21 protein-coding genes and 1 pseudogene are annotated in these 22,718 nt (G+C 63.4%); 7 read left to right on the forward strand and 15 right to left on the reverse strand.

The annotated features are described in order from the left end of the window. The first annotated feature begins 146 nt into the window (after nt 1-146). The 3 genes and pseudogenes from CXZ05_RS21535 to CXZ05_RS21545 all read left to right on the forward strand — a co-directional run bounded on the left by CXZ05_RS21535 (nt 147) and on the right by CXZ05_RS21545 (nt 3,505). Nucleotides 147-1,388, forward strand: coding sequence for an NAD(P)/FAD-dependent oxidoreductase (locus CXZ05_RS21535; protein ID WP_102974498.1), 1,242 nt, complete (start codon nt 147-149; stop codon nt 1,386-1,388). A gap of 230 nt (nt 1,389-1,618) precedes the next feature. Then, a complete protein-coding gene (locus CXZ05_RS21540) occupies nt 1,619-2,434 on the forward strand; it encodes a hypothetical protein (protein ID WP_102974518.1) in 816 nt (271 codons plus the stop codon). 259 nt (nt 2,435-2,693) lie between these two features. Then, nucleotides 2,694-3,505 (forward strand): annotated as a pseudogene (locus tag CXZ05_RS21545) (hydrolase). A 149-nt stretch (nt 3,506-3,654) separates the two neighbouring features. Here the strand turns inward: CXZ05_RS21545 and CXZ05_RS21550 are convergent. Beyond that, entirely contained in the window at nt 3,655-4,275 is a 621-nt protein-coding gene (locus CXZ05_RS21550; protein ID WP_102974499.1) for a TetR/AcrR family transcriptional regulator, read from the reverse strand. Nucleotides 4,276-4,478: 203 nt separating this feature from the next. Beyond that, nucleotides 4,479-5,270 (reverse strand): SDR family NAD(P)-dependent oxidoreductase, encoded by a 792-nt coding sequence (locus CXZ05_RS21555; RefSeq protein ID WP_102974500.1) that lies wholly within the window; start codon nt 5,268-5,270, stop codon nt 4,479-4,481. A gap of 113 nt (nt 5,271-5,383) precedes the next feature. Here CXZ05_RS21555 and CXZ05_RS21560 point away from each other — a divergent pair, with 113 nt between their 5' ends. Continuing rightward, on the forward strand, nt 5,384-5,899 hold the full coding sequence (locus CXZ05_RS21560; protein WP_102974501.1) for a MarR family winged helix-turn-helix transcriptional regulator: 516 nt from the start codon (nt 5,384-5,386) through the stop codon (nt 5,897-5,899). 76 nt (nt 5,900-5,975) lie between these two features. On the opposite strand, the gene CXZ05_RS21565 is transcribed toward CXZ05_RS21560, so the two are convergent. The 6 genes from CXZ05_RS21565 to CXZ05_RS21590 all read right to left on the reverse strand — a co-directional run bounded on the left by CXZ05_RS21565 (nt 5,976) and on the right by CXZ05_RS21590 (nt 12,840). Beyond that, nucleotides 5,976-6,905, reverse strand: a complete 930-nt coding sequence (locus CXZ05_RS21565) for an amidohydrolase (RefSeq protein ID WP_180987492.1) — start codon at nt 6,903-6,905, stop codon at nt 5,976-5,978. A gap of 190 nt (nt 6,906-7,095) precedes the next feature. Beyond that, complete coding sequence (locus tag CXZ05_RS21570) at nt 7,096-8,178, reverse strand: ABC transporter permease (RefSeq protein WP_102974503.1); 1,083 nt, start codon at nt 8,176-8,178, stop codon at nt 7,096-7,098. Then, a complete protein-coding gene (locus CXZ05_RS21575) occupies nt 8,175-9,761 on the reverse strand; it encodes a sugar ABC transporter ATP-binding protein (RefSeq protein WP_102974504.1) in 1,587 nt (528 codons plus the stop codon). Before CXZ05_RS21575 ends, CXZ05_RS21570 begins: the two co-directional genes overlap by 4 nt. Further along, the gene (locus CXZ05_RS21580) at nt 9,700-10,758 is read right to left on the reverse strand and encodes a substrate-binding domain-containing protein (RefSeq protein ID WP_180987494.1); all 1,059 of its coding nucleotides are present in this window, start codon (nt 10,756-10,758) and stop codon (nt 9,700-9,702) included. The genes CXZ05_RS21575 and CXZ05_RS21580 overlap by 62 nt, the downstream gene beginning before the upstream one ends. A gap of 150 nt (nt 10,759-10,908) precedes the next feature. Then, nucleotides 10,909-11,877 carry a PfkB family carbohydrate kinase gene (locus CXZ05_RS21585; protein WP_102974506.1) on the reverse strand — a complete coding sequence of 323 codons (969 nt, stop codon included), beginning with the start codon at nt 11,875-11,877 and terminating at the stop codon, nt 10,909-10,911. After that, on the reverse strand, nt 11,878-12,840 hold the full coding sequence (locus CXZ05_RS21590; protein ID WP_102974507.1) for a sugar phosphate isomerase/epimerase: 963 nt from the start codon (nt 12,838-12,840) through the stop codon (nt 11,878-11,880). 316 nt (nt 12,841-13,156) lie between these two features. On the opposite strand from CXZ05_RS21590, the gene CXZ05_RS21595 reads away from it, so the two are divergent. Beyond that, a complete protein-coding gene (locus tag CXZ05_RS21595; RefSeq protein ID WP_102974508.1) occupies nt 13,157-14,146 on the forward strand; it encodes a sugar-binding transcriptional regulator in 990 nt (329 codons plus the stop codon). 485 nt (nt 14,147-14,631) lie between these two features. Here CXZ05_RS21595 and CXZ05_RS21605 read toward each other — a convergent pair whose 3' ends face one another. The 7 genes from CXZ05_RS21605 to CXZ05_RS21635 form a co-directional block, all read right to left on the reverse strand. Continuing rightward, nucleotides 14,632-15,669 (reverse strand): zinc-dependent alcohol dehydrogenase family protein, encoded by a 1,038-nt coding sequence (locus CXZ05_RS21605; protein WP_102974510.1) that lies wholly within the window; start codon nt 15,667-15,669, stop codon nt 14,632-14,634. 109 nt (nt 15,670-15,778) lie between these two features. Next, a complete protein-coding gene (locus CXZ05_RS21610; RefSeq protein WP_102974511.1) occupies nt 15,779-16,180 on the reverse strand; it encodes a cupin domain-containing protein in 402 nt (133 codons plus the stop codon). 8 nt (nt 16,181-16,188) lie between these two features. After that, nucleotides 16,189-16,557 carry a carboxymuconolactone decarboxylase family protein gene (locus tag CXZ05_RS23615; RefSeq protein ID WP_308411015.1) on the reverse strand — a complete coding sequence of 123 codons (369 nt, stop codon included), beginning with the start codon at nt 16,555-16,557 and terminating at the stop codon, nt 16,189-16,191. A gap of 257 nt (nt 16,558-16,814) precedes the next feature. Next, nucleotides 16,815-17,141 carry a nuclear transport factor 2 family protein gene (locus tag CXZ05_RS21620; RefSeq protein WP_102974513.1) on the reverse strand — a complete coding sequence of 109 codons (327 nt, stop codon included), beginning with the start codon at nt 17,139-17,141 and terminating at the stop codon, nt 16,815-16,817. Between the two features lie 31 nt (nt 17,142-17,172). Further along, nucleotides 17,173-18,198 carry an aldo/keto reductase gene (locus tag CXZ05_RS21625; protein ID WP_102974514.1) on the reverse strand — a complete coding sequence of 342 codons (1,026 nt, stop codon included), beginning with the start codon at nt 18,196-18,198 and terminating at the stop codon, nt 17,173-17,175. A gap of 16 nt (nt 18,199-18,214) precedes the next feature. Further along, nucleotides 18,215-19,096: an aldo/keto reductase gene (locus CXZ05_RS21630; RefSeq protein ID WP_102974519.1), complete on the reverse strand. Its 882-nt coding sequence runs from the start codon at nt 19,094-19,096 to the stop codon at nt 18,215-18,217. Between the two features lie 296 nt (nt 19,097-19,392). Continuing rightward, the gene (locus CXZ05_RS21635; RefSeq protein WP_102974515.1) at nt 19,393-20,838 is read right to left on the reverse strand and encodes an MFS transporter; all 1,446 of its coding nucleotides are present in this window, start codon (nt 20,836-20,838) and stop codon (nt 19,393-19,395) included. Nucleotides 20,839-20,940: 102 nt separating this feature from the next. Here CXZ05_RS21635 and CXZ05_RS21640 point away from each other — a divergent pair, with 102 nt between their 5' ends. Beyond that, nucleotides 20,941-21,822 (forward strand): helix-turn-helix transcriptional regulator, encoded by an 882-nt coding sequence (locus CXZ05_RS21640; RefSeq protein WP_102974516.1) that lies wholly within the window; start codon nt 20,941-20,943, stop codon nt 21,820-21,822. After that, a complete protein-coding gene (locus CXZ05_RS21645) occupies nt 21,819-22,607 on the forward strand; it encodes an SDR family oxidoreductase (RefSeq protein WP_219726580.1) in 789 nt (262 codons plus the stop codon). The genes CXZ05_RS21640 and CXZ05_RS21645 overlap by 4 nt, the downstream gene beginning before the upstream one ends. Nucleotides 22,608-22,718: the final 111 nt, after the last annotated feature.

Below are 22,718 nucleotides of genomic sequence, written 5' to 3' on the forward strand. Positions count from 1 at the left end.
CTGCTCTGCCGGCTTCTCGGCTTGGAACCGGCTGTCCTGTAGGGCGGCCCGGCCGGCGCCTGTCTCCGCCAGGATTCCCGAGAACCGTGGAGAAGAACCGAAAACCTGCCCTGTTGCAGTGTTGCCTGGCAGGGTATGTTGCACCAATGGACGAAACATATCAGGTGATCGTGGTCGGCGGCGGGTTTGCCGGCATGACAGCAGCTGAGCAGCTTGGGCGCAAAGGCATTCGGGTCCTCCTTATTGACGCGAACAATTACCACCAGTTCCAGCCCCTCCTCTATCAAGTGGCTGCTTCGCAGATCGGCGTGTCCGCGGTGGCCCGGCCGCTGCGGTCCGTGTTCCGCAGCACCGAAAGTGTCCGGGTGCTCACTGCGGAGGTGACGGCGATTGATTCCGCCACCCGTACCGTCACCACTGTGGACGGATCCCGCTACCAGGCGAAGATCCTGGTCGTTGCCGCAGGTGCAGTACCTAACTTCTTCGACACTCCCGGCGCCGAAGAACATGCCTATCCGCTGTACTCAGTGGCCGACGCCACGCGCCTGAGCACTGCCCTCACTACAGCCTTGGACCAGGCGGACCGTGCGAAGACCGGCAGCGCAGAGGTGGTCGTGGTCGGCGGCGGCCCCACGGGTGTGGAGACAGCCGGCGCCCTCGCCGAGAACATCAAGTACCTGGTGCCCAAATATTTTTCGCCCGGGCTGGCCGCCCGGTGCCGCATCCATCTTGTGGACATGGTGCCGAACGTGCTCATGCCCTTCTCTGCCAAGTCGCAGGCGTACACGCGGGACCGGCTGATAAAACTTGGCGTTCAGCTGCACATGGGCCAGGGCGTTACCGAGGTCCGACCCGACGGCGTGACGCTGGCGGACGGGACCATCATTCCCGCGCAGATCGTCGTCTGGGCCGGGGGCCTGAAAGCCGGAAAAATCATCGCCGAATCCGGCCTGCCGCAGGGGAAAGGAGGACGTATCGACGTGCTGCCGGACCTGACCGCGCCCGGCACCGAAGGCGTCTACGTCCTGGGTGACTCCGCCAACATCACCGACGCCACCGGCGCCAAACTGCCCCAGCTCGGCTCTGTTGCCGAACAGTCCGGAAAATGGGCCGCCCGCAACATCCAGGCTGACCTTACCGGCGGCACCCGGAAGCCTTTCGCCTACTGGGACAAGGGTTACATGGCCATGGTCGGCCGTGGCGCAGCGGTCGCCGAACTGGGCCGCAAACGCATCCAGCTCCAGGGACCACTGGCGTTCCTCTCCTGGCTCGGCGTGCACCTCGCCTTGCTCCCCGGCACCCAGCAGAAGGTCCGTGCACTCTCCTCCTGGCTTACGGGGTACGTCACTCACAGCCCGTCACACGTCGTCGTGGGAAGGCCCGACTAGGAGCCTGCGCCATCATCCATGCCCGCCGATGCCGAGCCGGCTTTAAGGGACTCCGGTGAGGCGTTCTGGTTCGGGTGCATCGAACCTCCCGAAACGAAAAGCTCGTTACCTGCAAGCAGGCGCTGCCAGGCATCGTACGGGCTGACTCTGTAGTGACGCCTCCTCGACGTGCGTTTGCGCCATCCCCTTCTCGATGCATCCCCGTCGCGTCGCGCTAAAATGGGTTGATCATGATCGGTGCCAAGCTCCGTCTTCTGGCCTGGTTCGTCAGCCTAGCGACCCTCATCTCGGCCTGCTCGCCCGCTATCAGACCCGATGAGGCCGCCTTCGATCGACCGATCCAGACCTCCTCGGCCCCGCCAGCCGCACGCGATGACATCCCCGCTCCTTACCGGCCCCAATCCCCCACCCCGACATCGGTTCCCACGCCGACCCCGATGCCCAAGGCGTTCGCCCTCAACCTCTACGAGGAGGGGGACTTCGTTCCGCAGTACACCTTTGAATGGTGTGTGGCGGCGAGCATCCAGATCATGCATAACCTCATCGACGACAAAGGGGCGCGCACATGGGCCGACCGCGTTCAGCAGGGCGAGCTGTGGGAGATGGCCCGGGCACGGTCGTCCAACTCGTTCAACGGCGCCAACCCCTTGGGTTGGGCGAAAGTGCTGAACGAGTCCGGGATGGGGCCCTACGCGGTCGTCAGCATCGCCGACTACGAGGAAGCGCTGCAGACCGCTGCGCGTGCCATCGCAGATACGGGACGGCCGGTCGGGCTGGTCATGTGGCGGGGTCGCCACGTATGGGTGATGAGCGGCTTCAAGTCGCTCGGCGATCCCGACCAGTTCCCGGAGTTCTCAGTCACTGGCATTCGGGTCCAAGATCCGCTCTACCCGTACGGCGACGATCAGTGGGGACCGTCCCCCGCGCCCAACAGCCTGCTCACCCCCAAGCAGTTGGCGACGCAGTTCGTCGTCCGCGAGCCGCGACGCTGGAGCAGCAATCTGCCGACCGGCTACATGCTGGTGCTGCCGCTCGCCAAGGCCTGATCGGACCTTCGCCCGAGCCGCACGCCCGGGCGCTTCCCGTCGCGGCCTTCTCCGGCACGACGCGTGAACGGCCCACACCGCCCCATCGCGAGCCATCATCGGGCATCGTGCGGGACCAACCGATTTTCGACGGCGGCGAGCAGCGAAGTTTCTCCCTTCCTAGGACAGCTTGCAGTGCCATAGTCTGGGCACGCCGGCCCGCGGCCGGAGGTGAAGAAGGCGGCACAGCAGGACACGAAATGCTTGGAAGGGACCAACCATGCTGATCTGCGCAACCTGTGCCGTCGAACGCGACGAACCTACCCCGGAGGTCTGCCCAATCTGCAGCGATGAGCGGCAGTATGTGCCCGAGGACGGGCAAAAGTGGCTCACCCTGGACGGTCTGGCGCAGGAGGGCCAACAGACGTTGGTCAAGGAGAACGAGCCGGGGCTTATCGCGATCCAGACGCAGCCAAGAGTCGGGATCGGCCAGACCACCCAGCTTGTGGCAACACGCGAGGGTTCACTGCTGTGGGATCCAGTCGGATATGTTGATGACAACGCTGTGGAGGCAGTGCTCGAGCGAGGCCCGGTCCTGGCGATTGCCGCCAGCCATCCACACATGTTTGGTGTGCAGGTCGAATGGTCGCATCGGCTCGGCGGCGTCCCCGTACTTGTGGCGGACGCAGACAGACGATGGCTGGGGCGCAATGATCCGAACATCGAATACTGGTCCGGCAGTCAGACTATCGCCGAAGGGTTGACACTGCACCAGACCGGGGGCACTTCCCGGGCAGCGCGGTGGTCCACTGGGCTGCAGGAGCGGCCGGCAGAGGAGCTCTACTGACCGGTGATAGCGTGTACCCCAACCCAGACCGTCGCTCCATCTCCTTTATGCGCAGCTACCCGAATCATCTGCCGCTTTCCGGTGCAGTGGCGCTGCGAATCGCCGAGCAGCTGGGAGAACACAGGTTCGACCGGATCTACGGCAATTTCAACAATGTAATCCCGTCCGGAGCCAAGGCCATTCTGCACAATTCCGCCAAACGGCACGCTGGTTGGGCGCGAGGAGACTTCGACCATTTGACCTGAACCCAGCCGACGCCCTTCTGGCATGGTGAGCAGCAGGGTGGATGGAGCCAGGCTGCCGGAACCCGGGTCGTGTGAGACCCTCCGCGAACCTTGTCTCCGCCCTTCAGCCACTCTTCAACGCCCTGACGCTGTCACCAAAAGAGCCTCGGTCAGTGCGGGTCGTGGCGGTGGCGCTCGATGAGCGACTGGGCCATCAGCTGGGCGAGCTCAACGGCCTGCGGATCGCCCTCCATGGCGGAGATCACGGAGCCCTTCAGCAAGAGGTGCCATGACCGGGCGAATTCACCGCAGCGCTCCAGCCCGGCGTCCTCGGCCAAGGCCTGCACATGTCCCCGGATCCTTGCCAAGTATCCCACGCAGGCCCTGCCCAGGCGGTGGTCCGGGCCCATTTCCATCAGGACCTTGATAAACAGGTTGGATCTGTATCCGCCGGCACCGAGCCGGTCAGCGAACACGTCAAAGATGACCAGCAGCTCTTCCTCCGGGGTCGCGCTGCGCCGCTTTGCCTCGGCCACGACCTCGGCGAACCAGATCTGGTCCCGGAGAGCCAGAACTGCCAGGACCAGATCGTCCTTGGATGCGAAATGCCGGTAGAAGGTCGACTTGGCAACCCCGGAGGACTCGATCAGCTCATTGACTCCCACATCGCGGATGCCCCGCCGGGCGAACAGATCGTGGGCGATGCCGAGGATACGATCGACCGTGCCAACCGTAGCCGCCGGGTGCGGACCCGGAAGCGAAAGGCCGTGCGGAACCTCGGCTGCGGTCATGATCGCGAGTCTACGCCCGGGAGACCGAAGAATCAGACCCCAGGAGCCGGGCCCGGCCTTGAAGGTGGCCCCAAAGGTCGCGACCGGGCTCTTGGCGGCCCAACATGCACCCCGAGGAAAGACCTGCTGTGGCCACCCTCCATTCCAGCAATTCCTTCACGACGCCACTTCCCCCGCCCCCGACACGAATTTGCTCATGCTCGTCAGAGCATCGAGGTCAGCACGCCTCCATCGGCACGCACGGCAGCCCCGTTTGTCGCGGATGACAGTGGACTTGCGAGGAAGACGGTCAGGTTCGCGATTTCTGCAGGCTCTATGAACCGCTCAAGGAGCGAGGTTTGATTTCCACTGATGATGACCGCCTTGAGCTCAGTTGCCGCGAGCTGCTGCGTCTCGGCGATCCGCTCGATTGTTTGGGCGACACCGTCTGAATAGGTAGGTCCACCAAGGATCGTGTTGACCGTAACGCCAGTACCACGGGTGAGCTTGGCAAGTCCGTTACCCAAGGCGAGCAGTCCCGCCTTTGTCACGCCGTAGTGCGTCATATCCCTAGGGATGTTTACTCCCGATTCGCTGCCGATGAAGATGATCCGACCCCACCCGGCGGCAATCATCCTGGGAAGTACTGCGCGCGACAGCCGCACACCACTCATAACGTTGACCTCAAAGTAACGTCCCCAGTCATCATCCGAGATCTCCCCGAAGGGTTTCACTTCGAAGAGTCCGACATTGTTCACGAGGATGTCGATGCCGTCGAGCGAGCTCAGCAGGCGCTGCACCTCCGCGGGCTCACGGAAGTCAGCAGCAATACCTGAGACGATCGCGCCGGGCACCTCCGACCTCAGTTTTCGGACCGCGCTCTCGACCCGGCTCTCAACGCGCCCGTTGATGACGACAGACACTCCCTCTTGAAGGAGCGCCTTCGCAATTGAGAAGCCGATGCCCTGGGTGGAGCCACTGACGAAGGCTCGCTTGGTCGCTAACTGCATATCCATGGTCTTGGTGCCTCATCTTTTACTTGCTTGGGAAACTAAAATGCTACGGACTGGTAGTTGCTCAGTCAAGTAAAAATGCACCGAAACTCGCCGGAACCTCGTACTCTGGTCGCATGACTGATGACCGCCATCCGGTAGTTCTCGCTGGGGAAGACCTCGAAACGTGGGCGGGACTGGCTACGGTTTTGGAGTGGTTGCCGCCCGCGCTCGATGCGCCGTTGGTGCACGCTTTTGACCTTACTCATTTCGAGTACGGCATCCTGTTCGCATTAGCTAGCGCACCTGATCGGACACTTCGCATGAGTGATCTGGCCGGCTTTGCCAATAGCTCGCTCTCACGGCTGTCTCGCGCAGTGTCGCGGCTGCAAAGCCGAGGCTGGGTTCAGCGTTCCCAAGACCCGAGAGACGGGAGATCGACCCGAGCTACTCTGACCGACGCCGGCCTCGAGGTGATCAATGAGGCAACCCCGGGTCACGTCGACACAGTCAGAAGGCTGGTCCTCGACCCGCTGACAGCCGCTCAGAAACGCCAGTTGCATGACATTACCTTGCGCATCCAACAGGCCATCAGAGCGCAAGAGGGATGGCGACCACCGCGGAGTGTCCGCTCTCCCGCCGCATCGGACTAGCGGCAGGGAACCACTTCCGTGTCGCAGCGCTGCCGCCATTTAGCGCTACGAACACGCCGCCACTTACTGCTGTGATTCACGGCCGGGACTGCGGTTTGCCCGTTGTAGGCCCTGGTCCGATGCTGTAAGTTCGCCGCGCGGTTTCCGCAAACAAGTCACGGCGTTCGTGCTCCGACATGGGACCGGTTATCTCGTCGAACGCCGTGTAAAGAGCGTTGAAGCTGGAGTAGAGGCTGTCGACCGGGAAGTTGCTTCCGAACATGGTGCGGTGTGGGCCGAATACGTCGATGGTGTCGAGGATGACGGGTCGGATTGATTCTGTCGTCCAGGAGTGGTCGTTCGTTCCGAGTGCGGAAATTTTGGTGACGACATTGGGATGCTTCGCCAGTTTTTGCAAGCCCTTCCGCCAGTGCCGGAGGGACTCCGGATCGCGGTGGATGGGCATGCCGGCGTGATCCAGAATGATGGTGGTGTCCGGATGATTGGCGGCCAGCTGCGCTGCTTGGTCCAGCTGGTCGGGGAAGACCTGGAGATCGAAGGACAGCCCCAGGGAGGCAAGATGAGAGAACCCCCTAAGCCAGCCCGGGTCCGTGATCAGATCAGGGCGGGCGGTATGGCTGTATCGGGGGTCCGGGTGCCAGTTGAGAATGTCGCGAATACCACGCACCGATGGGACTGCTGCGAGGCGTTCCAGGCGGGACAGCACCCCTGGCTCGGCCAGGGATGCTTTGGCTACTTGAACCGATGGCAATTCGCTGGTGTCGTGAACGCTTTGGATCCAGTCGGCTTCCCAGAGTGGATCGGCGGCCCCGTTTTCGACATGGACAGATCCAGCCAGAGGGAATCCTGCGGTATCAGCCAGATAATTTTCCATGAGGTAGTTTCGCCGGAGCGGACGGTCATCGCCGTGGTAGCGGAACGGTTCTGCCGGGCCTTCGAGCCATGGATATGAACGCGAGAAGTCGCACAGGTGATGATGGGCGTCGATGATGTCGAAATTGAGCACTGGGAGCTCCTCATTTCGGGCGCTTTTCCGCCGGCTCGGTTGCTGCGTGCGGAGGGCGGGTTGGGCGTCAGCGGTACTCACACGGGAGCTCGATGGCGGGAAGGGCGGCAGCGGTGTCATCCGCTGCCGCCCGGGTCCCTGATGCTCGGTGCGTAGGCATCTTCCTGAGCCCGTCACCGCATGGGTTGGGTCAGGCAGTTGCCGTTGCTTCCTTCTTGGGGGGTGATTTTTTCTTGAATAGCGGCCAGCCTTTGCTGCCTTGGTCCAGTGCGACCGCAATCACGACGACGAGGCCGGTGACGATCTGCTCGTAGAAGCTCGGGACGTTGAGCAAGACCAGACCGTTGGTGAGCGCTCCGAGGATCAGGGCGCCGACCAGGGTACCGGCGATCCGTCCTTCTCCGCCCATGAGGTTGGCTCCGCCGATCACGGCCGAAGCGATTGCCGTCAGCAGGTAAGGGCTTCCGGCGTCGGTCTGGGCCGCGTTGATGCGGGCGACGATGACCAGTCCGCCGACTCCGGCGAGTACGCCGGAGAGGGCGTAGACGGCGATTTTCACCCTGTCGACGCGGACGCCGGAGAGCCATGCCGTTTCTTCGCTGCCGCCGGTGGCGATGACGTTCTGTCCGAAGACCGTCCGGCGGAGCAGCAGCCAACAGAGGATGGCGAGGACGGCCACGAGGATGACCGCGACCGGGATGCCGCCGACGTAGCTGTTGAGCATGAAGACGAAGTCCTTGGGGACGTTGTAGACAGGCCGTCCGTTGGTGACCACGTATGCGAAGCCCTGGTAAATGCTCATCGTTCCGAGGGTGGCGATGAACGGGGGCAGCTTGAGTTTCGTGATGAGCAGCCCGTTGATGGCGCCGCAGACCAGGCCCAGGCCGATGCCTGCGAGCAGGGCGAGGAACGGCGAGGTCCCGGCATTGACCATGAGCGTGGCGGATACAATTCCGACGAAGCTCGCGATTGAGCCGACAGCCAGGTCGATGCCGCCGGTGATAATGACGAATGTGATGCCAAGCCCGATGATGGCGTTCACGCTCGCGGAGACGGCGATATCCCGCAGGTTGCCGGAGGTGAGGAAGTTCGGGTTCAGCATCCCGAAGATGAGGAAGATGACGACGGCGGCGATGTAAATGCCGAGTGCCTGGAGGTTCAGGGCCGGCAGGGTGCGTTGTTTCCTGGGGGCGGCAGCGTCAGTCCGCCGGTTCACAGGCGCCTTTCGGCCGTCTTCGCCCGCGTCATTCTTGGGCAGGGTGGGCTGGCTCATGTCGTTGTTCTTTCTGCGATGCCCATGGCGTTGGCCACGAGGCTGTGTTCGTTGATGTCGTCGCCGGTGTGCTCGGAGACGAACTGACCCTGCCGCATCACTTTGACCCGGTCGCTAAGGGAGATAATTTCCGGCAGGTCGGACGAGACCACGATCACCGCGCTTCCGGCCTTGGCCAAAGCGTCTATGAGTTCGTAGATTTCCACTTTGCCGCCGACATCCACGCCCTTTGTGGGCTCGTCGAAGAGGAATACTTTGGTGTTGCGCCAGGTCCACTTGGCGATCACAATCTTTTGCTGGTTGCCGCCGGAGAACTGGCGGGCGTTGAGGCGCACGTTGGCGGGCCGGAGTGACATCCGCGCCGCGGCCTCTTCCGCGGCGGCGATCTGCTTCCGCAGGCTGATGATCGGGCCAAAGCCGTTGAACTGCCGGTCCGCGGTGAGGGCAACGTTGAAGTAGGCGGGGACCTGCAGGACCAGGCCCTGGTGTTTGCGTTCTTCGGGGATGAAGGCGATACCGGCGTTTCTGCTGTCCCGCGGTGAGCGGATTTTGCGCTTTTTCCCGTCAATGCTGACCGTCCCGGTGCTGCCCTTGTCGGCCCTGATGATGGCACGGAGGAACTCCGTGCGGCCGGAGCCGACCAAGCCGGCAATGCCCAGCACTTCGCCGGCGCGGACGTCCAGGGAGAGGGGCCCGCCACCGGTGGGGTGGCTGACGTCCGAGGCGGAAAACAGGACCGGGGCGTCTGGTGGGACAGGGTGCTGCCGTTTGAACGAGAGCAGCTCCCGGCCGACCATGTTCCGTACTATGTCCTGTTCCGATGTCTCCACTATCGGCTTGGTGTAGTTGACGGTGCCGTCACGCAGGACCACGACCTTGTCGGAGACGCTCATGACCTCGGGCATCTTGTGTGAAACGTAGATGATGCCTACCCCGCGCGTGTGCGCGATTTCGCGCACCCGGTTCAGGACTCCTTCGACGTTGTGTTCCAGCATGCTGGTGGTGGGTTCGTCGAGGGCTACGATTTTGGCGCCGAACGCCAGGGCCCGAGCGATCGTCAGTGCGTGTCGCTGGGCGGGGCTGAGGCCCCGTACGGAGGCTTTGGCGTTGAGCGGGAACCCCATCTGGGCGACGTCGGCCAGCGCCTGGTCGATGTGTGTGCCGGCGTCCCGGCGTTCGCGCGATGTGCGGCCGAGCACGAGATTCTGCTCCACCGACAGCTGCGGAACGATGGCAGGTTCCTGGTGGGCTATTCTCACCCCGTCAGCCAGCGCCTGGCGGGGTGAGAAGTGCTGCCGTTGGGTTCCGTCGATGATGACGGCTCCATGATCCGGGACGAGCGAGCCGCCCAGAATGGCGAGCAGTGTGCTTTTGCCGGCCCCGTTTTCTCCGGCCAAGGTGCAGATTTCTCCGCGTTCCAACGTGAAGCTCACATCGTTCAGAGCACGGACTCCGGGGAATGACTTCGCGATATTCTGCAATTCCAGCAGCGGTGCAACCATGATGGGTACCGTTTCTGCCTTACGGCATTCCGGTCGGGTATTCCCCGACGTTCTTGGAGTCGATGATGAAGGCGGGAACATCTACCCAGCCGGGAACCTTCTTGCCGGCCAGCAGCCACAGCGCCGCATCCACGCCGCTGGCGCCTTCGGCGACGGGCTGCTCGCTGACCGTGGCCGTCATGTTGCCCGCCTGGATCTCCTTTTTCGCCTGGGGAATGCCGTCAGTTCCGACGAGCAGTACCTTTCCGGTGAGATTCTTTGCGGCGATGGCGGCGGCGACACCGAATGCCATGCCGTCATTCTGCGAGTAGAACGCCTTGATGTCGGGGTTGGCGGTGAGCATGGCGGTGGCGATCTCCTGCGCCCTGGTCTGATCCCACTTGGCCGTCTGGGACGCGACCAGCTGCAGGTTGGCATGCTTGGCCAGGCCCTTCTTGAAGCCTTCGCCGCGGTTCAGAGCGTTGGATGAGCCCGGGTCGCCTTCGATCATGGCGACCTTTCCGCCGTCGGGGAGTTTGGTTGCGATGTAATCAGCCGCAGTCTCGCCGATCGTCAGCGCATCCGGGCCGACGTAGATGCTTCCCGGGACGTTGCCCTTGGCATCGTTGAGGATGACGACAGGCATCTTCTTTGCGAGGGCATCGGTGAAGACGGTGTCCAGGCCCGTCGCTGAAATGGGCGACGCAAGCAGTGCGCTGCAGCCCTGGTTTGCGGCGCTCTTGGCCTTGTCCAGCTGCTCGGTGATGGAGGATTCGTCGGTCACATCGAATGTCTGGTACTTGACGCCGAGCTTCTTCGCCTCGGCTTCGAACCCGTCGCGCTCGAAACCCCAGAACTCGTTGGACAGGGTCCGGGTGATGTAGCAAAGTTTGGTGTCGGCCGAACCCGCAGGGTCGCCCAGGCTGGCCTTCACGTCCTTGATCGGTGTCTTCGCGGAGGCGTCAACGAGGCTTGCCAGGTCACCGGACGGGGTTGACTGGCCGGTGGGCCCTTCAGGGGTGGCACTACAAGCCGCGAGCAATGCCACTGCTGCCGTGGCCGCGGCGATCTGGGTGGCCGCCTTGGGAAATTTGTTCATGATCTGTATTCCTTTCGTCTTTGGAAGGCCCGCCTCGGCGGGATTCATGCTCTTATAAGGGCGACGGCCTCACTGGGAGGACCGGCGCCACAGCTCGTCGTGCGGTTAAGAGGTTAAGATACGTTTCGGCGTTTGATATTGGTCGTGTCCTCAGCCACGGATGTTCTCCGACACTTGCGCGGGTGTGATGGAGCCTTTGGCGAGGGGAACTCCAATGACGTTCTCGATGCGCCGGATGTCATCGGGTCTGAGGAAGGATTCCGGGCGGCCGCAGACGAGCCGGCCCGCCTCGTTGGCCGCCCGGAGGCTGACGGGGAACGGGTGGTCATTGGCCATCGCCAGGACCATGGCGGCCAGGAAGCTGTCGCCTGCCCCAATCGAGTTGACCAGGCGGATGGGTTCGACTTTTTCCTGTACGACGTCGTTCCCGTCCAGGGCCACAACCCCGCCGCCGCCCAGTGTCAGGACCGGGGTCCTGGCACCGGCCTCTCGCAGGGCGGTAAGCAGCAGCCGATCGTCTGTCTCTGGCGGGACGTCCAGTACGTGACACGCTTCGCTGCGATTCAGGACCACGACGTCGGCGAGCCGGAGGAGTGTTCTCGCCTCCGCATGCACCGGGGAGAGGTTCAAAACCACGGTTGTTCCAAGTTCACGGAAGCGGGTGGCTGCGCGTCTGACGGCGGGAAGCGGGACCTCGAGGTTCAGAACCACAAACGCCGGCGGTTCGTGGCCATCGAGGTAGGCGTCGACATCGGCGGCCGAGAAATTCCCGTTGGCTCCCGGAACAACGACGGTGTCGTATTCGCCCTCCAGATTGACTCTGACGTGCCCCACACCCGTGTGGATCCGCTCGTCGCGGGTGATGCCTTCTGTGCTGATACCGCGCGACCGGAGGGTCCCGGTGATGAAATTGCCGAGATCATCCGACCCGACACGTCCCACGAGGGTGACCGAGGGATCCAACGACGCGATGCTCGCGGCGGCATTCAGGCTCTTGCCGCCCGCAGCCATTTCAAAGTTGGACCCGGTCGCGTAGCTCGCCGCGCTCCCCTCTTCGCCAACGTAGGCGATAAGATCCGCGTTCAGCGAGCCGACCACGCAGATACTGCTGGACCGCACCTAGACACCCACGACTTTCGACCAAAGAACAGATGATGAGTGCAGCGCGTCGCCCTGGGGCAGGTCCGGATGGTCGCGGACCAGCTCGCGGGCCTTGTCGATGATGGTCCCCATCCTCTTGATGTTCATTTCGCATTCCGAGACCGGGTTTTCGCGAACCGGGTCGGTGTCGAAGTAGAACGTTCCCTCGTACCCTTCCCGGAGCAGGTAGTACACAAGCTCCAGCGTTTCCGCGAAGTGGATCGACGCTACCACGAGGCCGTCATCGGCCACGCCGTGCGAATCATTGAGCTGCAGCCCGAAGAGTTTCTGCTCGCGCAGGCACATGGCGGCGGACTGGGCCGGATTCTCCCGGGCCATCAGCAGGTGGCCAAAGTCCAGGGTCACCCCGAGGTTCTGGCGGTCGCAGTCCTTAATGAGGTTCATGACGGCGCCCGTGGTGTTCAGGATGGTGCGCCCACGTGGCTCGGCCGGCTTGTATTCGATCGAGATGCGGATGTCCTGGTCGACGTCGGCGACGGCCTGCAGGCTCTCGACCATCCAGTTCCAGGACTTCATGTAGTCCATCTGCAGCGGGTATTCGTACCCGTCATGGGCCGGCCACAGCAGTACATGGTCGGAGCCGAATTCCCGGCAAAGGCTGATGGCTTCCTTCACCATTCCAACCGCTGCCTCCCGAAGGGCAGGATCGGGGTTAGTGAACCCTCCATTGGCGAACTGGGGCGCCGGCCAGCGAAGCTGGATGCCGCGAACGTCCAAACCGGCGCTGTCCAGGGCAGCCTTGATGTCCTCTACTGAGTGCTGGCCGAAGTGCTCCGGGTAGTTCAGTTCAAGTGACGTAAGGCCCTTTACGCTGCCCGCAAGGGCAATCAGGTCGATCACGGAATCTTCGCCGCTCGGGTATTTCTTACCCTTGCCCAGGGCAAAGGAATTGAGGCGGGTGGAGTACTTAATGTCGGTCATCTGTTTCGCTTTCGATCGTGAAGGCAACTTGGCCCACGGGAAACTGCGATCGAAATTCCTGACGGAACTTCGGCTCTGAAGTTGGGCTGGTGTTGAAAGTCTATGAGCTATCTGGCCCCGCAATGGAGGGGAAAATGACTATGGGCGTTAGAATCTTTCAGTGCTGAATATCCATTCAGCGGGATGCGTGGGCCGCCGTTGAGCAACGCTCAGCGGCACTAGTCGCCCAAGTCGGCCGCTGGCGAGATACGAGAGCGGCAAGGGTTGCGATTCGCACCTGCATAAATATTCAAACCCGCAACGAAAGTGACGAAATATGACGCAGACCACAGGGTCGTCTTCCTTCTTGTCGGTTAGCACGGAACAGCTTCGGCTATTCACCAAGATCGCCGTGCTCTACCACGAGGAAGGCATGTCGCAGGGCGAGATCTCCAAGCGGCTGAACCTTTCCCAGGCCCGGGTCTCGCGCTACCTAAAGAACGCTGTTGAACTCGGAATCGTGAGGACGTCTATAGTCCAGCCAGCCGGTATCTATGTGGGGCTCGAGAAGGCACTCGAGGAGAAGTACCAACTCCGCGAAGTTGTAGTGGTCGATGTAATGGACGGCGCTTCACTGGGAATGCGCTTGGGCTCGTCGGCGGCTACCTACCTCGAAACCACAATCGACGCCGACGACTACGTGGGAATCTCCTCATGGAGCACGACACTCCTGCATACCGTCGAAGCGATGCGCTCACGGCCACGAAAAATCGCCAAGGAAGTGATACAACTCATCGGAGGCGTGGGCAGCCCCCAGGCGCAACTACAGGCGACCCGTCTTGTTTCCCACCTCGCAGAGCTGACATCGGCCAAGCCCTACTACATGGGCTGTCCCGGGCTCGTCGCAAACTCACAAATCCGCGAGGCATTCCTCGGAGACCCGGCGGTGAAAGCGTCGATTGAAGCCTGGGACCGTCTGACCACATTGCTAGTCGGTATCGGGACGTTCCCGGCATCCCCGTTGTGGCAGGCCAGCGGGAACGCACTCAGCAGAGCCGAAGAAAAAGAACTTTCCCGAGCCGGCGCCGTAGGAGAGATATGTTTGCGTTTCTTCGACATCAACGGCCAACCCATGAAACCCGCAATCGAAGATCGAATGATCTCCATCGACGCCGAAGCAATGATGAGGATACCCCGCCGCATCGGCGTCGCCGGAGGCATGCGCAAACTTGACGCGATCCGAGGCGCCATCGCAGGAGGGTGGATCAATGTTCTAATAACGGATGCCGACGTGGCACGACAGCTTCTGGAGCCTCCGCAACTCTAAGTGAGCGCCGACGTTAGCCCGGGCCGATAGCAGGTATTGCGTCACAAGCTGAGCAGGAAAGACCGACCAAAGTCCCGAGGTGGGACTCGAACCAGCCGCCTCCCTGAAAATCCGCCACTCCCCCGAAAATATCACCACTCCGGCCCAGTCCGAGGCCGTTACAACCGAATCCGAAGCCCAGGGTCTGGACACTGTCCACAGCCTCTTTTTTGCCCTCTTGCTCCGTGCCGCGAAGTGCCTGGGCCTTCAGACCCGGCAAATCCCTGCCAGCTGCGCACCTTAGTTCCGCCCGCCGTCGGCAAGCTCCGGCGTCTTGGCCGGACCTCGGCCCACTGTCCCGACCGCGCACACCCAAGTCCGGGGGTAGGTCGCCAGCTGGGTATCAAACGTCTTGGTGTTGCGCCTCCTTCGGACATCTCATGGGGCGAAACATTGGCGACGTGCATGACCATGCCCCTGTAGCTCGACTTCTCGGAGGGGGTGCACTACGGGCGGACGAGGACCTTGAGGGACTCACGGTTGTCCATGGCGCGGTAGCCGTCGGGCACTTCGTCCAAACTGATGGTGCGGTCGAAGACCTTGCCGGGGTTGACGGTGCCGTCCAGGACGCCGGGCAGCAGTGTTTCGATGTAGGCGCGGACGGGGGCGGGGCCGCCAGTGAGGGTCACGTTCGGGCCAAACATGGAACCGAACCCGATCGGGGCATCCTCGTACTGCGGGACGCCCACGCGGCTGATCACGCCGCCTGGACGAACCACGCCGAGCGCCTGATCATACGCCGGCCGGTGTCCTACGCACTCGAGCACTGTGTGGGTGCCATCGCCGTCAGTGAGCTCACGGACCTTCTCGATGCCGGCCCCGCCGCGCTCGGCGACGACGTCCGTGGCGCCGTACTCCAGACCGAGGTCCGTGCGGGCCTGATGCCGGCCCATCAGGATGATCTGCTCGGCCCCAAGCTGCTTGGCTGACAGCACCGCCATCAGGCCTACCGCCCCGTCGCCAATGATCGTGACAGTGGTCCCGGCGTTGACACCAGCCTTGATGGCAGCGTGGTAGCCGGTGCCGTAAACGTCAGAAAGGGTCAGCAACGACGGCAGCAGTTCGCTGTCCTCGCCCACCGGAGCCTTTACCAGTGTGCCATCAGCGAAAGGTACGCGGACGGCCTCAGCTTGGGCGCCGCCGATCCCGCCCGAGGCCCAGAAACCGCCGTGGCGGCAGGAGGTCTGCAAGCCCTCACGGCAGAAGTCGCAGGTCCCGTCAGACCATGCGAAGGGGGCGATGACGAAGTCACCCTTCTTCAACGTGGCGACGTCCTTGCCGATCTCCTCGATCACGCCGATGAACTCGTGGCCCATTGGAGATCCCTCATGGGATTTAGGCATGCTGTGGTACGGGTGCAGGTCGGATCCGCAGACGCATGAACGAACGATGCGCACCAGCGCGTCGGTCGCATCCTGCAGGATGGGATCGGGCACGTTCTCCACGCGCACGTCTCCGGCACCGTACATAAAAGTTGCTCGCATCTGGCTATCTCTCTTTCAGTTCTTGATGGAAAAAGACTCAGGTCAGGTCCGTCGAGCCGACGTGAAACGCCACCTCGACTTCTTGGCTCGTGTGGATGGCATCCGGTGATTAGCGGCCGTTGTACTCGTCATCGGTGATGTGCTCGCCCCAAGTGGTGGTCTTGGACGGGTCTTCACCGTTTTGGAGCATGGCAATATGTTCCATATAACAGCCGGGGGCGGCGGCGTGCCAATGCTCCTCACCGGGCGGGGTGTAGATCGTCTGGCCGGGGTGGACCTCGATGATTCTTCCGTCCCGGGTACCGAAGCGGCCGACGCCTTGGGTGACGCGCAGATACTGGCCGTGCTCATGGGAGTGCCAGGCGGTACGTGCTCCGGGCGCGAAGCGGACGGTTGCGACGACCATGGTCTGGTCGCTCTCATGGGGAAGAGCGATCGGATCCAGCCACACGTCACCGGCGAACTGGGCCGGCGGGTTCTTTGTGGTCGGCACGGTGGGTTCAATATTCATGGTCGTCCTTACTTGTCGTCGGTGAAGAGTTGCTTGGCGACGCCCATCGCGGACATGCCCCTTGGCCAGCCGGCGTAGAACGTGACGTGGGTGATGGCTTCTATGAGCTCTTCCTGCGTTACGCCGTTGTCGATGGCGCGGCCGATGTGGAAACCCAGCTGGTCCGTGTTCCCGCCGGCGGTGAGCACAGCCACGGTGATGAGGCTGCGATCCCGCGCGCTCAGTTCGGGGTTGCATAGTCGCCACCGGATCGGAACCGCCTTTCCGCGCCTGCAATACCGACAGGTGGGATCGGTACTCGTCTGCGGCGCGGCCGCGGACTTCTGCCCCGGTCCGGAGTTCGTCGGCGAGTCCGTCGACTGCGGAGACGGAGGCAGAAGCGATGGCCAGTTCGGCCAGGCGGAGTTCTTCCTCCTCGGGCTCCTCCGGAAGCCGGGCCCACCGGGCTGCCGTCGGCAGTAGGGGGCCCTGGATCAGCATGATCACGCCTGCGCTGATGAAGATGATGTCGTCACGCCCGGGAAGTGGGGTACGCCCAGGAGTACGACGGTTTCCGGGCCTTCCATGGCATTTCCTTTCGATTCTGTGTGGTCTGTTGCTGTGTCGGAAGGCTGGGCAGCCGGTGTCCGGGGGGTTACCAGGTTGATGCGACGGTGCCTGTGATGACCCAGTCGTCCCCGTGCGGCTCGAACAAGGAGTGCAACGTCAGGCGCCAAGTGGCTCTGGATCCCCAGATAGTGGCGTCGGTACGTGTGCGGGCGGTCAGCGCGGTCACGGTGCCTTCCGTGCTGAGGGTGGCCTCGACCGTTTCTATCCGGTGGTACCGCATCTGGCCGGATTCGATAGCCTCGAGCCATTCCGCCATTGACTGCACGTATCCGGTCATGTGCGTCAGGGTGAAGTCCTCCGAAAGGATGCCGTCCAGCTCCGCAACGTCCCCGGCCACCATCGCCTCGAACATGGCCTCATGGAGGCTTCAATCTCCTCGGCGGTCACGGTTGGTTCCGTCGGCGTGCCTGCGGCATTAGTTCGTGGGCGCCGTAGCTGTTGTCGTCAGGGTTGACGGTCACTCCGGGTGCGACGAGCTTGTCGATGCGGTCCAGCACGTCGGCGGACAGAGTGATGTCGGCCGCGGGCAGGTAGGACTCCAGCTGCTCCATGGTGCGCGGTCCGACGATCGCGGAAGTGACGCCGGGATGATTGATCACGAACGCTATCGCTAGCTCGATGAGGCTCATGCCGGCCTGTTCGGCGAGCCGGGCGAGTTCCTCGACGATGTCGAGCTTGCGCTGGTTCGCCGGGCTCGTCATGTCGAACCGGGCGTTGGGACGCGCGGACGAGGTAGGTGCGGAGGCTGAGTCTTTGCGCCAGCGTCCAGAGAGCCAGCCGCCGCTGAGCGGGCTGTAGGTCAGGGTGCCCATGCCGTGGCGCTGCACTGTCGGGAGGATGTCCTCTTCGATGCCGCGGACGAGAATCGAGTAGGGCGGCTCCTCGGTAACGAACCGCTGCAGGTTGCGTTCACGCGATGCCCACTGGGCCTCCACGATCTGGGATCCGGAGTACGACGACGAACCGATGTACCGTACCTTGCCCTGGCGGACGAGGTCGGTGAGCGCGCCGAGGGTCTCCTCCACGTCCGTGTCGGGGCTGGGCCGGTGGACCTGGTACAGGTCGATGTAGTCGGTGTTCAGGCGGCGGAGGGAGTTTTCGACTTCGCGGATGATCCAGCGGCGGGATCCTCCGCGCTGGTTCGGGTCCTCGCTCATGGGCATGAAGAACTTGGTGGCGAGGAACACGTCGTCTCGCCGGCCTTCCAGTGCCTGACCGACAATTTCCTCGGATGCACCGCCTGAGTAGACGTCGGCGGTGTCGATGAAGTTGATCCCGGCGTCGAGGGCGCGGTGGATGATGCGGGTGGAGTCGGCGGTGTCGTTGTTGCCCCAGGGGCCGAACATCATCGCGCCGAGGCATAAGGTACTGACCTGCACGCCGGTGCGGCCAAGTGGGCGGTATTCCATGCTGGTTCCTTCTTTCTTAGGCTTCGGGGATGACCATGGCGAAGCGCTCTTCGCGGGCTTGGTCGGGGTCCGGTCCGTTGCGCACGCCGGTGTCGAGCGCGTCGATGGTGGCGAGTTCGTCGGCGCTGAGTCCGAAGTCGAAGACGTCGAAGTTTTCGGCGATGCGTGCCGGGTTGGTTGATTTCGGGATGGCTGAGCGGCCCTGCTGCAGGTGCCAGCGGAGCATGACCTGGGCAGGGGTCTTGCCGTGCGCTTCCCCGATGGCGGCGATCGCGGGGTCTTCCATCACGTTCCGGCGGTCCTCGCCCCACCCGGGGTAGAAGGTGATGCCGCCGATCGGGGACCAGGCCTGGGTAAGGATGCCGTGCTGCGCGTCGGCTGTCTGGACGTCGGGCTGGGTGAAGTAGGGGTGCAGCTCGATCTGGTTGACCGCCGGGATGATGTAAGTCTCTGCGAGCAGCTGCTTCAGGTGGTGGGGCATGAAGTTGCTGACGCCGATCGCCCGCACGCGCCCGTCGGCGAGCAGGGTCTCCAGCGCCTTGTATGCGGCGATGGTTTTTTCGAACCGGTCGGGGGCAGGCTGGTGCAGGATGAGCAGGTCCAGGTAGTCGACGCCCAGCTTGCCGGCAGCTTTATCCCAGGCGTGCAGCGTCTGGTCGTAGCCGTAGTCGCTGACCCAGACCTTGGTCTCAATGAAGGCGTCGGAACGGTCGATGCCGGAACGGCGGATACCTTCCCCGACCTCCCGTTCGTTGCCGTAGGCGGCGGCGGTGTCGATGTGCCGATAGCCGGCAGCAAGCGCGGCCTCGACCGCCGCCGTCGTCTGCTCCGGGGTGCTTTGGAAGACGCCCAGCCCGAGGGCGGGCATCGTGACGCCGTTGTTCAGTGAAAGTTCCATGTCCATGCCTTTCAACGTATTCAGATGAGGGAGATTAAGGGAGGGCACGTTACTACCCCCCTCTTTCGGCGGGTGTGGCGCCCTGCGAGGGTGCCACCCCGCCGCGTCATGATCTGCCGGTTAGTGGTCGCGGTCGTCCGGTCGGTGGCGGGGCCGAGACCGAAACTCAGGCCCATACAGCCGAGGACAATGGCTGATGTCTCGATGCCGTTGCCGAGCTTGCGTGTTTCTTCCTTTGTCTTATTGAGCGCTTGGGTTGAGGGGAAGATTGGTCCGTAGCCGGCTACCGAGCAGTTTCACCGTGCGGACTCGGGCTGCGGGGTACGCCCCGGCAGCGTCGCGGTTCGCCGTGCCGCGACGTCTGCGGGCAGGATGAGGGCCGCGGTGACGCCCAGGGCGAGGAGCAGCAGGACGCTGCCTGTCGTGAGTGCGGCGCTGACCTCGGCGGCCAGGTGCGCTGCGGCAGAACCCGTGGCCGGGACGGTGGCTGCGGCGGCCACGGCGATGCCGAGGCCGAGGCAGGTGCCGATCTGGTGGAAGGTGTTCACGAGGCCCGATGCTGCCCCGGCGTCGGAGGGCGGGGCGCCGATGATGCCGAAGGAGGTCAGTGGCGCGAATGCGAGGCCCTGGCCGGCGCCGATGAGAATCATAGGCAAAGCCACCCCGGTCAGGTATGCGGAGTCGACTCCGACGCGGCTGAGCCAGAACATCCCGGCAAGAGTGATCAGGATGCCTGCCACGAGCGGAATGGAACCCGGCATCCGCCCCGTCAGCCGGGGGATGCTCATCGCGACCACGAAGTTGACCGCCGTCATTGGGAGGAAGCCGATGCCGGCCTGCAGCGGGTCAAAGCCCAGTACTTCCTGCATGAACTGGGTGGTGAAGAAGAAGAACCCGATCATCGCGCCCAGGTACAGGAAGCGCGCCACATAAGCGCCTGTGCGACGGCGGCTCGCAAACAGCCGCAGCGGCATGATCGGCTGGGCCGCCCGGCGCTCAGTCAGTACGAACACGCCCAGGAGCACGACACCGGCGCTGACGGCTGTGAGCGTAACAGGCGAGCTCCATCCCGCATCGATGGTGTTGATGATGCCGAATACGAGACCGCCCACTCCCAGGGTGGCGCTGAGCGCACCGAGTAGGTCGAAGCGGCCGCGGGCCCGGCCGGTTTCCGGGATGAAGCGTGGGGCGAGTGCGATCATCGCGACGCCGATGGGGACATTCACGAAGAACCCGGCCCGCCAGGAGGTCCAATGGGCCAATGCACCGCCCATGACCAGGCCGAGGCTGGCGCCAATCCCTGCGGTTGCGCCATACAGGGTCACCGCCCGGGTGCGCTCACGGCCCTCCGGGAAACTCGCCGTGAGTAAGGATAGCGAAGCGGGCGCGACGATCGAAGCCCCAATACCCTGCACGGCGCGGCCGGCGATCGCCCACCACCCTGCCGGTGCCAGGCCGATCAGCAGTGATGCGATTGAGAACACCACCAGCCCGAACACGAAAACCCGCCGGCGTCCGAGCAGATCGCCGGCACGGGCGCCTAGGAGCAGCAGGCCGCCGAAGACCAGCGTGTACGCATCTTGGACCCAGGAGAGCTCACCGGTACTCAGCTGCAGGTCTTCCTGCAGGCTCGGCAGGGCAGTGAAGATGACCGAATTGTCCAGCAGGATCATGAAGTAGCTGACGAGGATAATCGCCAGGATCGCTGCCGGGTGGGAAGCCGTTGTGGGTGCAGGTTTCATGCCTTCAATGCAACCGTGGTTCCTTACGCTCCGGGAGTCACGGCTGTTCCGGGTAACGCCAGTGCCTCCCTCGCTCCCGACGCCGCGCGTAGCGTGGATGCCATGACACACAGTGACGACGTGCGGAAATTCTTGACCTCCCGCCGGGCAAGGATCACCCCCGAGGAGGCCGGTCTGCCGGCCTACGGCGGAAACCGGCGCGTCACCGGGCTGCGCCGCGAGGAAGTCGCCATGCTCGCCGGGATGAGCATCGATTACTACATACGCCTTGAGCGCGGAAACCTCTCCGGCGCCTCCGACAGCGTCCTCGAAGCACTCGGACGGGCCTTGAAGCTTGACGACGCCGAAACGGCCCACCTTTTTGACCTCGCCCGCGCCGCCATCGCTTCCCCCCGGGTGCGGCGCAAGCGCATCCCGCAAACAGTGCGGCCGAGCGTGCAACGCGTCATTGATGCGATCGCGACGGCCCCGGCCTGGGTCCGCAACGACCGCGGCGATGTCCTCGCCGCCAACGAACTCGGCCATGCGCTCTATCTGGACATGATGGCAGAAGCAACCACCCCGCCTAACAGCGCACGCTTCACCTTCCTGAACCCAAAAGCGCGGGAATTCTTCACAGACTGGGAACGTGCAGCAGACGACGTCGTCGCGGTCCTGCGCTCCGCGGCCGGGAAAAACCCCTACGACAAGGACCTCACGGACCTGATCGGTGAACTCTCAACCCGCAGCGAGGAGTTCCGCATCCGGTGGGCGCGGCACGACGTGAAGCACCACCGCACCGGCCGCAAGCGGCTCCACCACCCGATCGTGGGCGATATGGACCTCAGCTTCGAAGCACTGGAACTTCCCGCGGACCCCGGACTGCGCATCAACGTCTACACCGCAGATCCCGGGACACCTTCAGAGGACGCCCTGAAAGTCCTCGCCAGCTGGGTCGCCACCCAGCGCGACACCACAGAGATACCTCTCAAGGAGAAGAAATGAACCCCCGTCCCTCCACCGTGCTCATCGTGGGTGCCACCGGCAGCATCGGACGCCCTGCGGCAGCGGAAGCTCTGCGGCAGGGCCACGCCGTCCGGGCGCTCGTGCGCGACCAGACCCGCGCCGCCCGCGTCCTTCCCGATAGCGTGGACCTTGTGATCGGCGACCTGAACCGTCCTGAAACTCTCGGTCCAGCCCTCGACGGGGTCGGGGCGATCGTGTTCACCCACGGGTCCACCACAACAGAACGCGACGTGCGGGATAACGACTACGCCGGCGTCGCGAACGTCCTCAAGACGCTGGACGGCAGTCGCCCGGTCCACATCGCCCTCATGACGGCTATCGGCACCACCCGGCCCGGCGTCGCCTACGCCCAGTGGAAGCTGCGCAGTGAGCGGCTTGTCCGTGCCAGCGGCAACCCGTACACGATCGTGCGGCCCGGCTGGTTCGACAACAACCTGCCCGACCAGCGGAAGATCGTCATGCTTCAGGCGACAAACGACAGTCCGGCTCACCCAAAGACGGCGTTATCGCCCGGGACCAAATCGCCCGCGTCCTCATCGACAGCCTTCATATCGGTGCCGCCAACCACAAAACCTTCGAGCTCATCGCCGACCATGGACCCGAACAAGACCACCTCACCACCGTCTTCGCCTCACTCACGCCGGACTCAAGCGAATCCCTCGACGCTGCCGAAGACACTACCGACCTCCCCCTCGACAAAGAGCCCGAAACCTTCCGTCGCGACCTCGCAACCATCGCAACAGCAAGGCCCTAAAACCGACTGATAACGACGTGTCTGGGACTGTCTGAATAACGGTGGATCCGTGGTTGGCCTGACACGCCGGGCGTTGCCTGGCGGGGAGGACCGATCATGAGCGACACCATGGATCCCATGG

Source organism: Arthrobacter sp. AFG20, assembly GCF_002892795.1.
Taxonomy (GTDB): Bacteria; Actinomycetota; Actinomycetes; order Actinomycetales; family Micrococcaceae; genus Arthrobacter.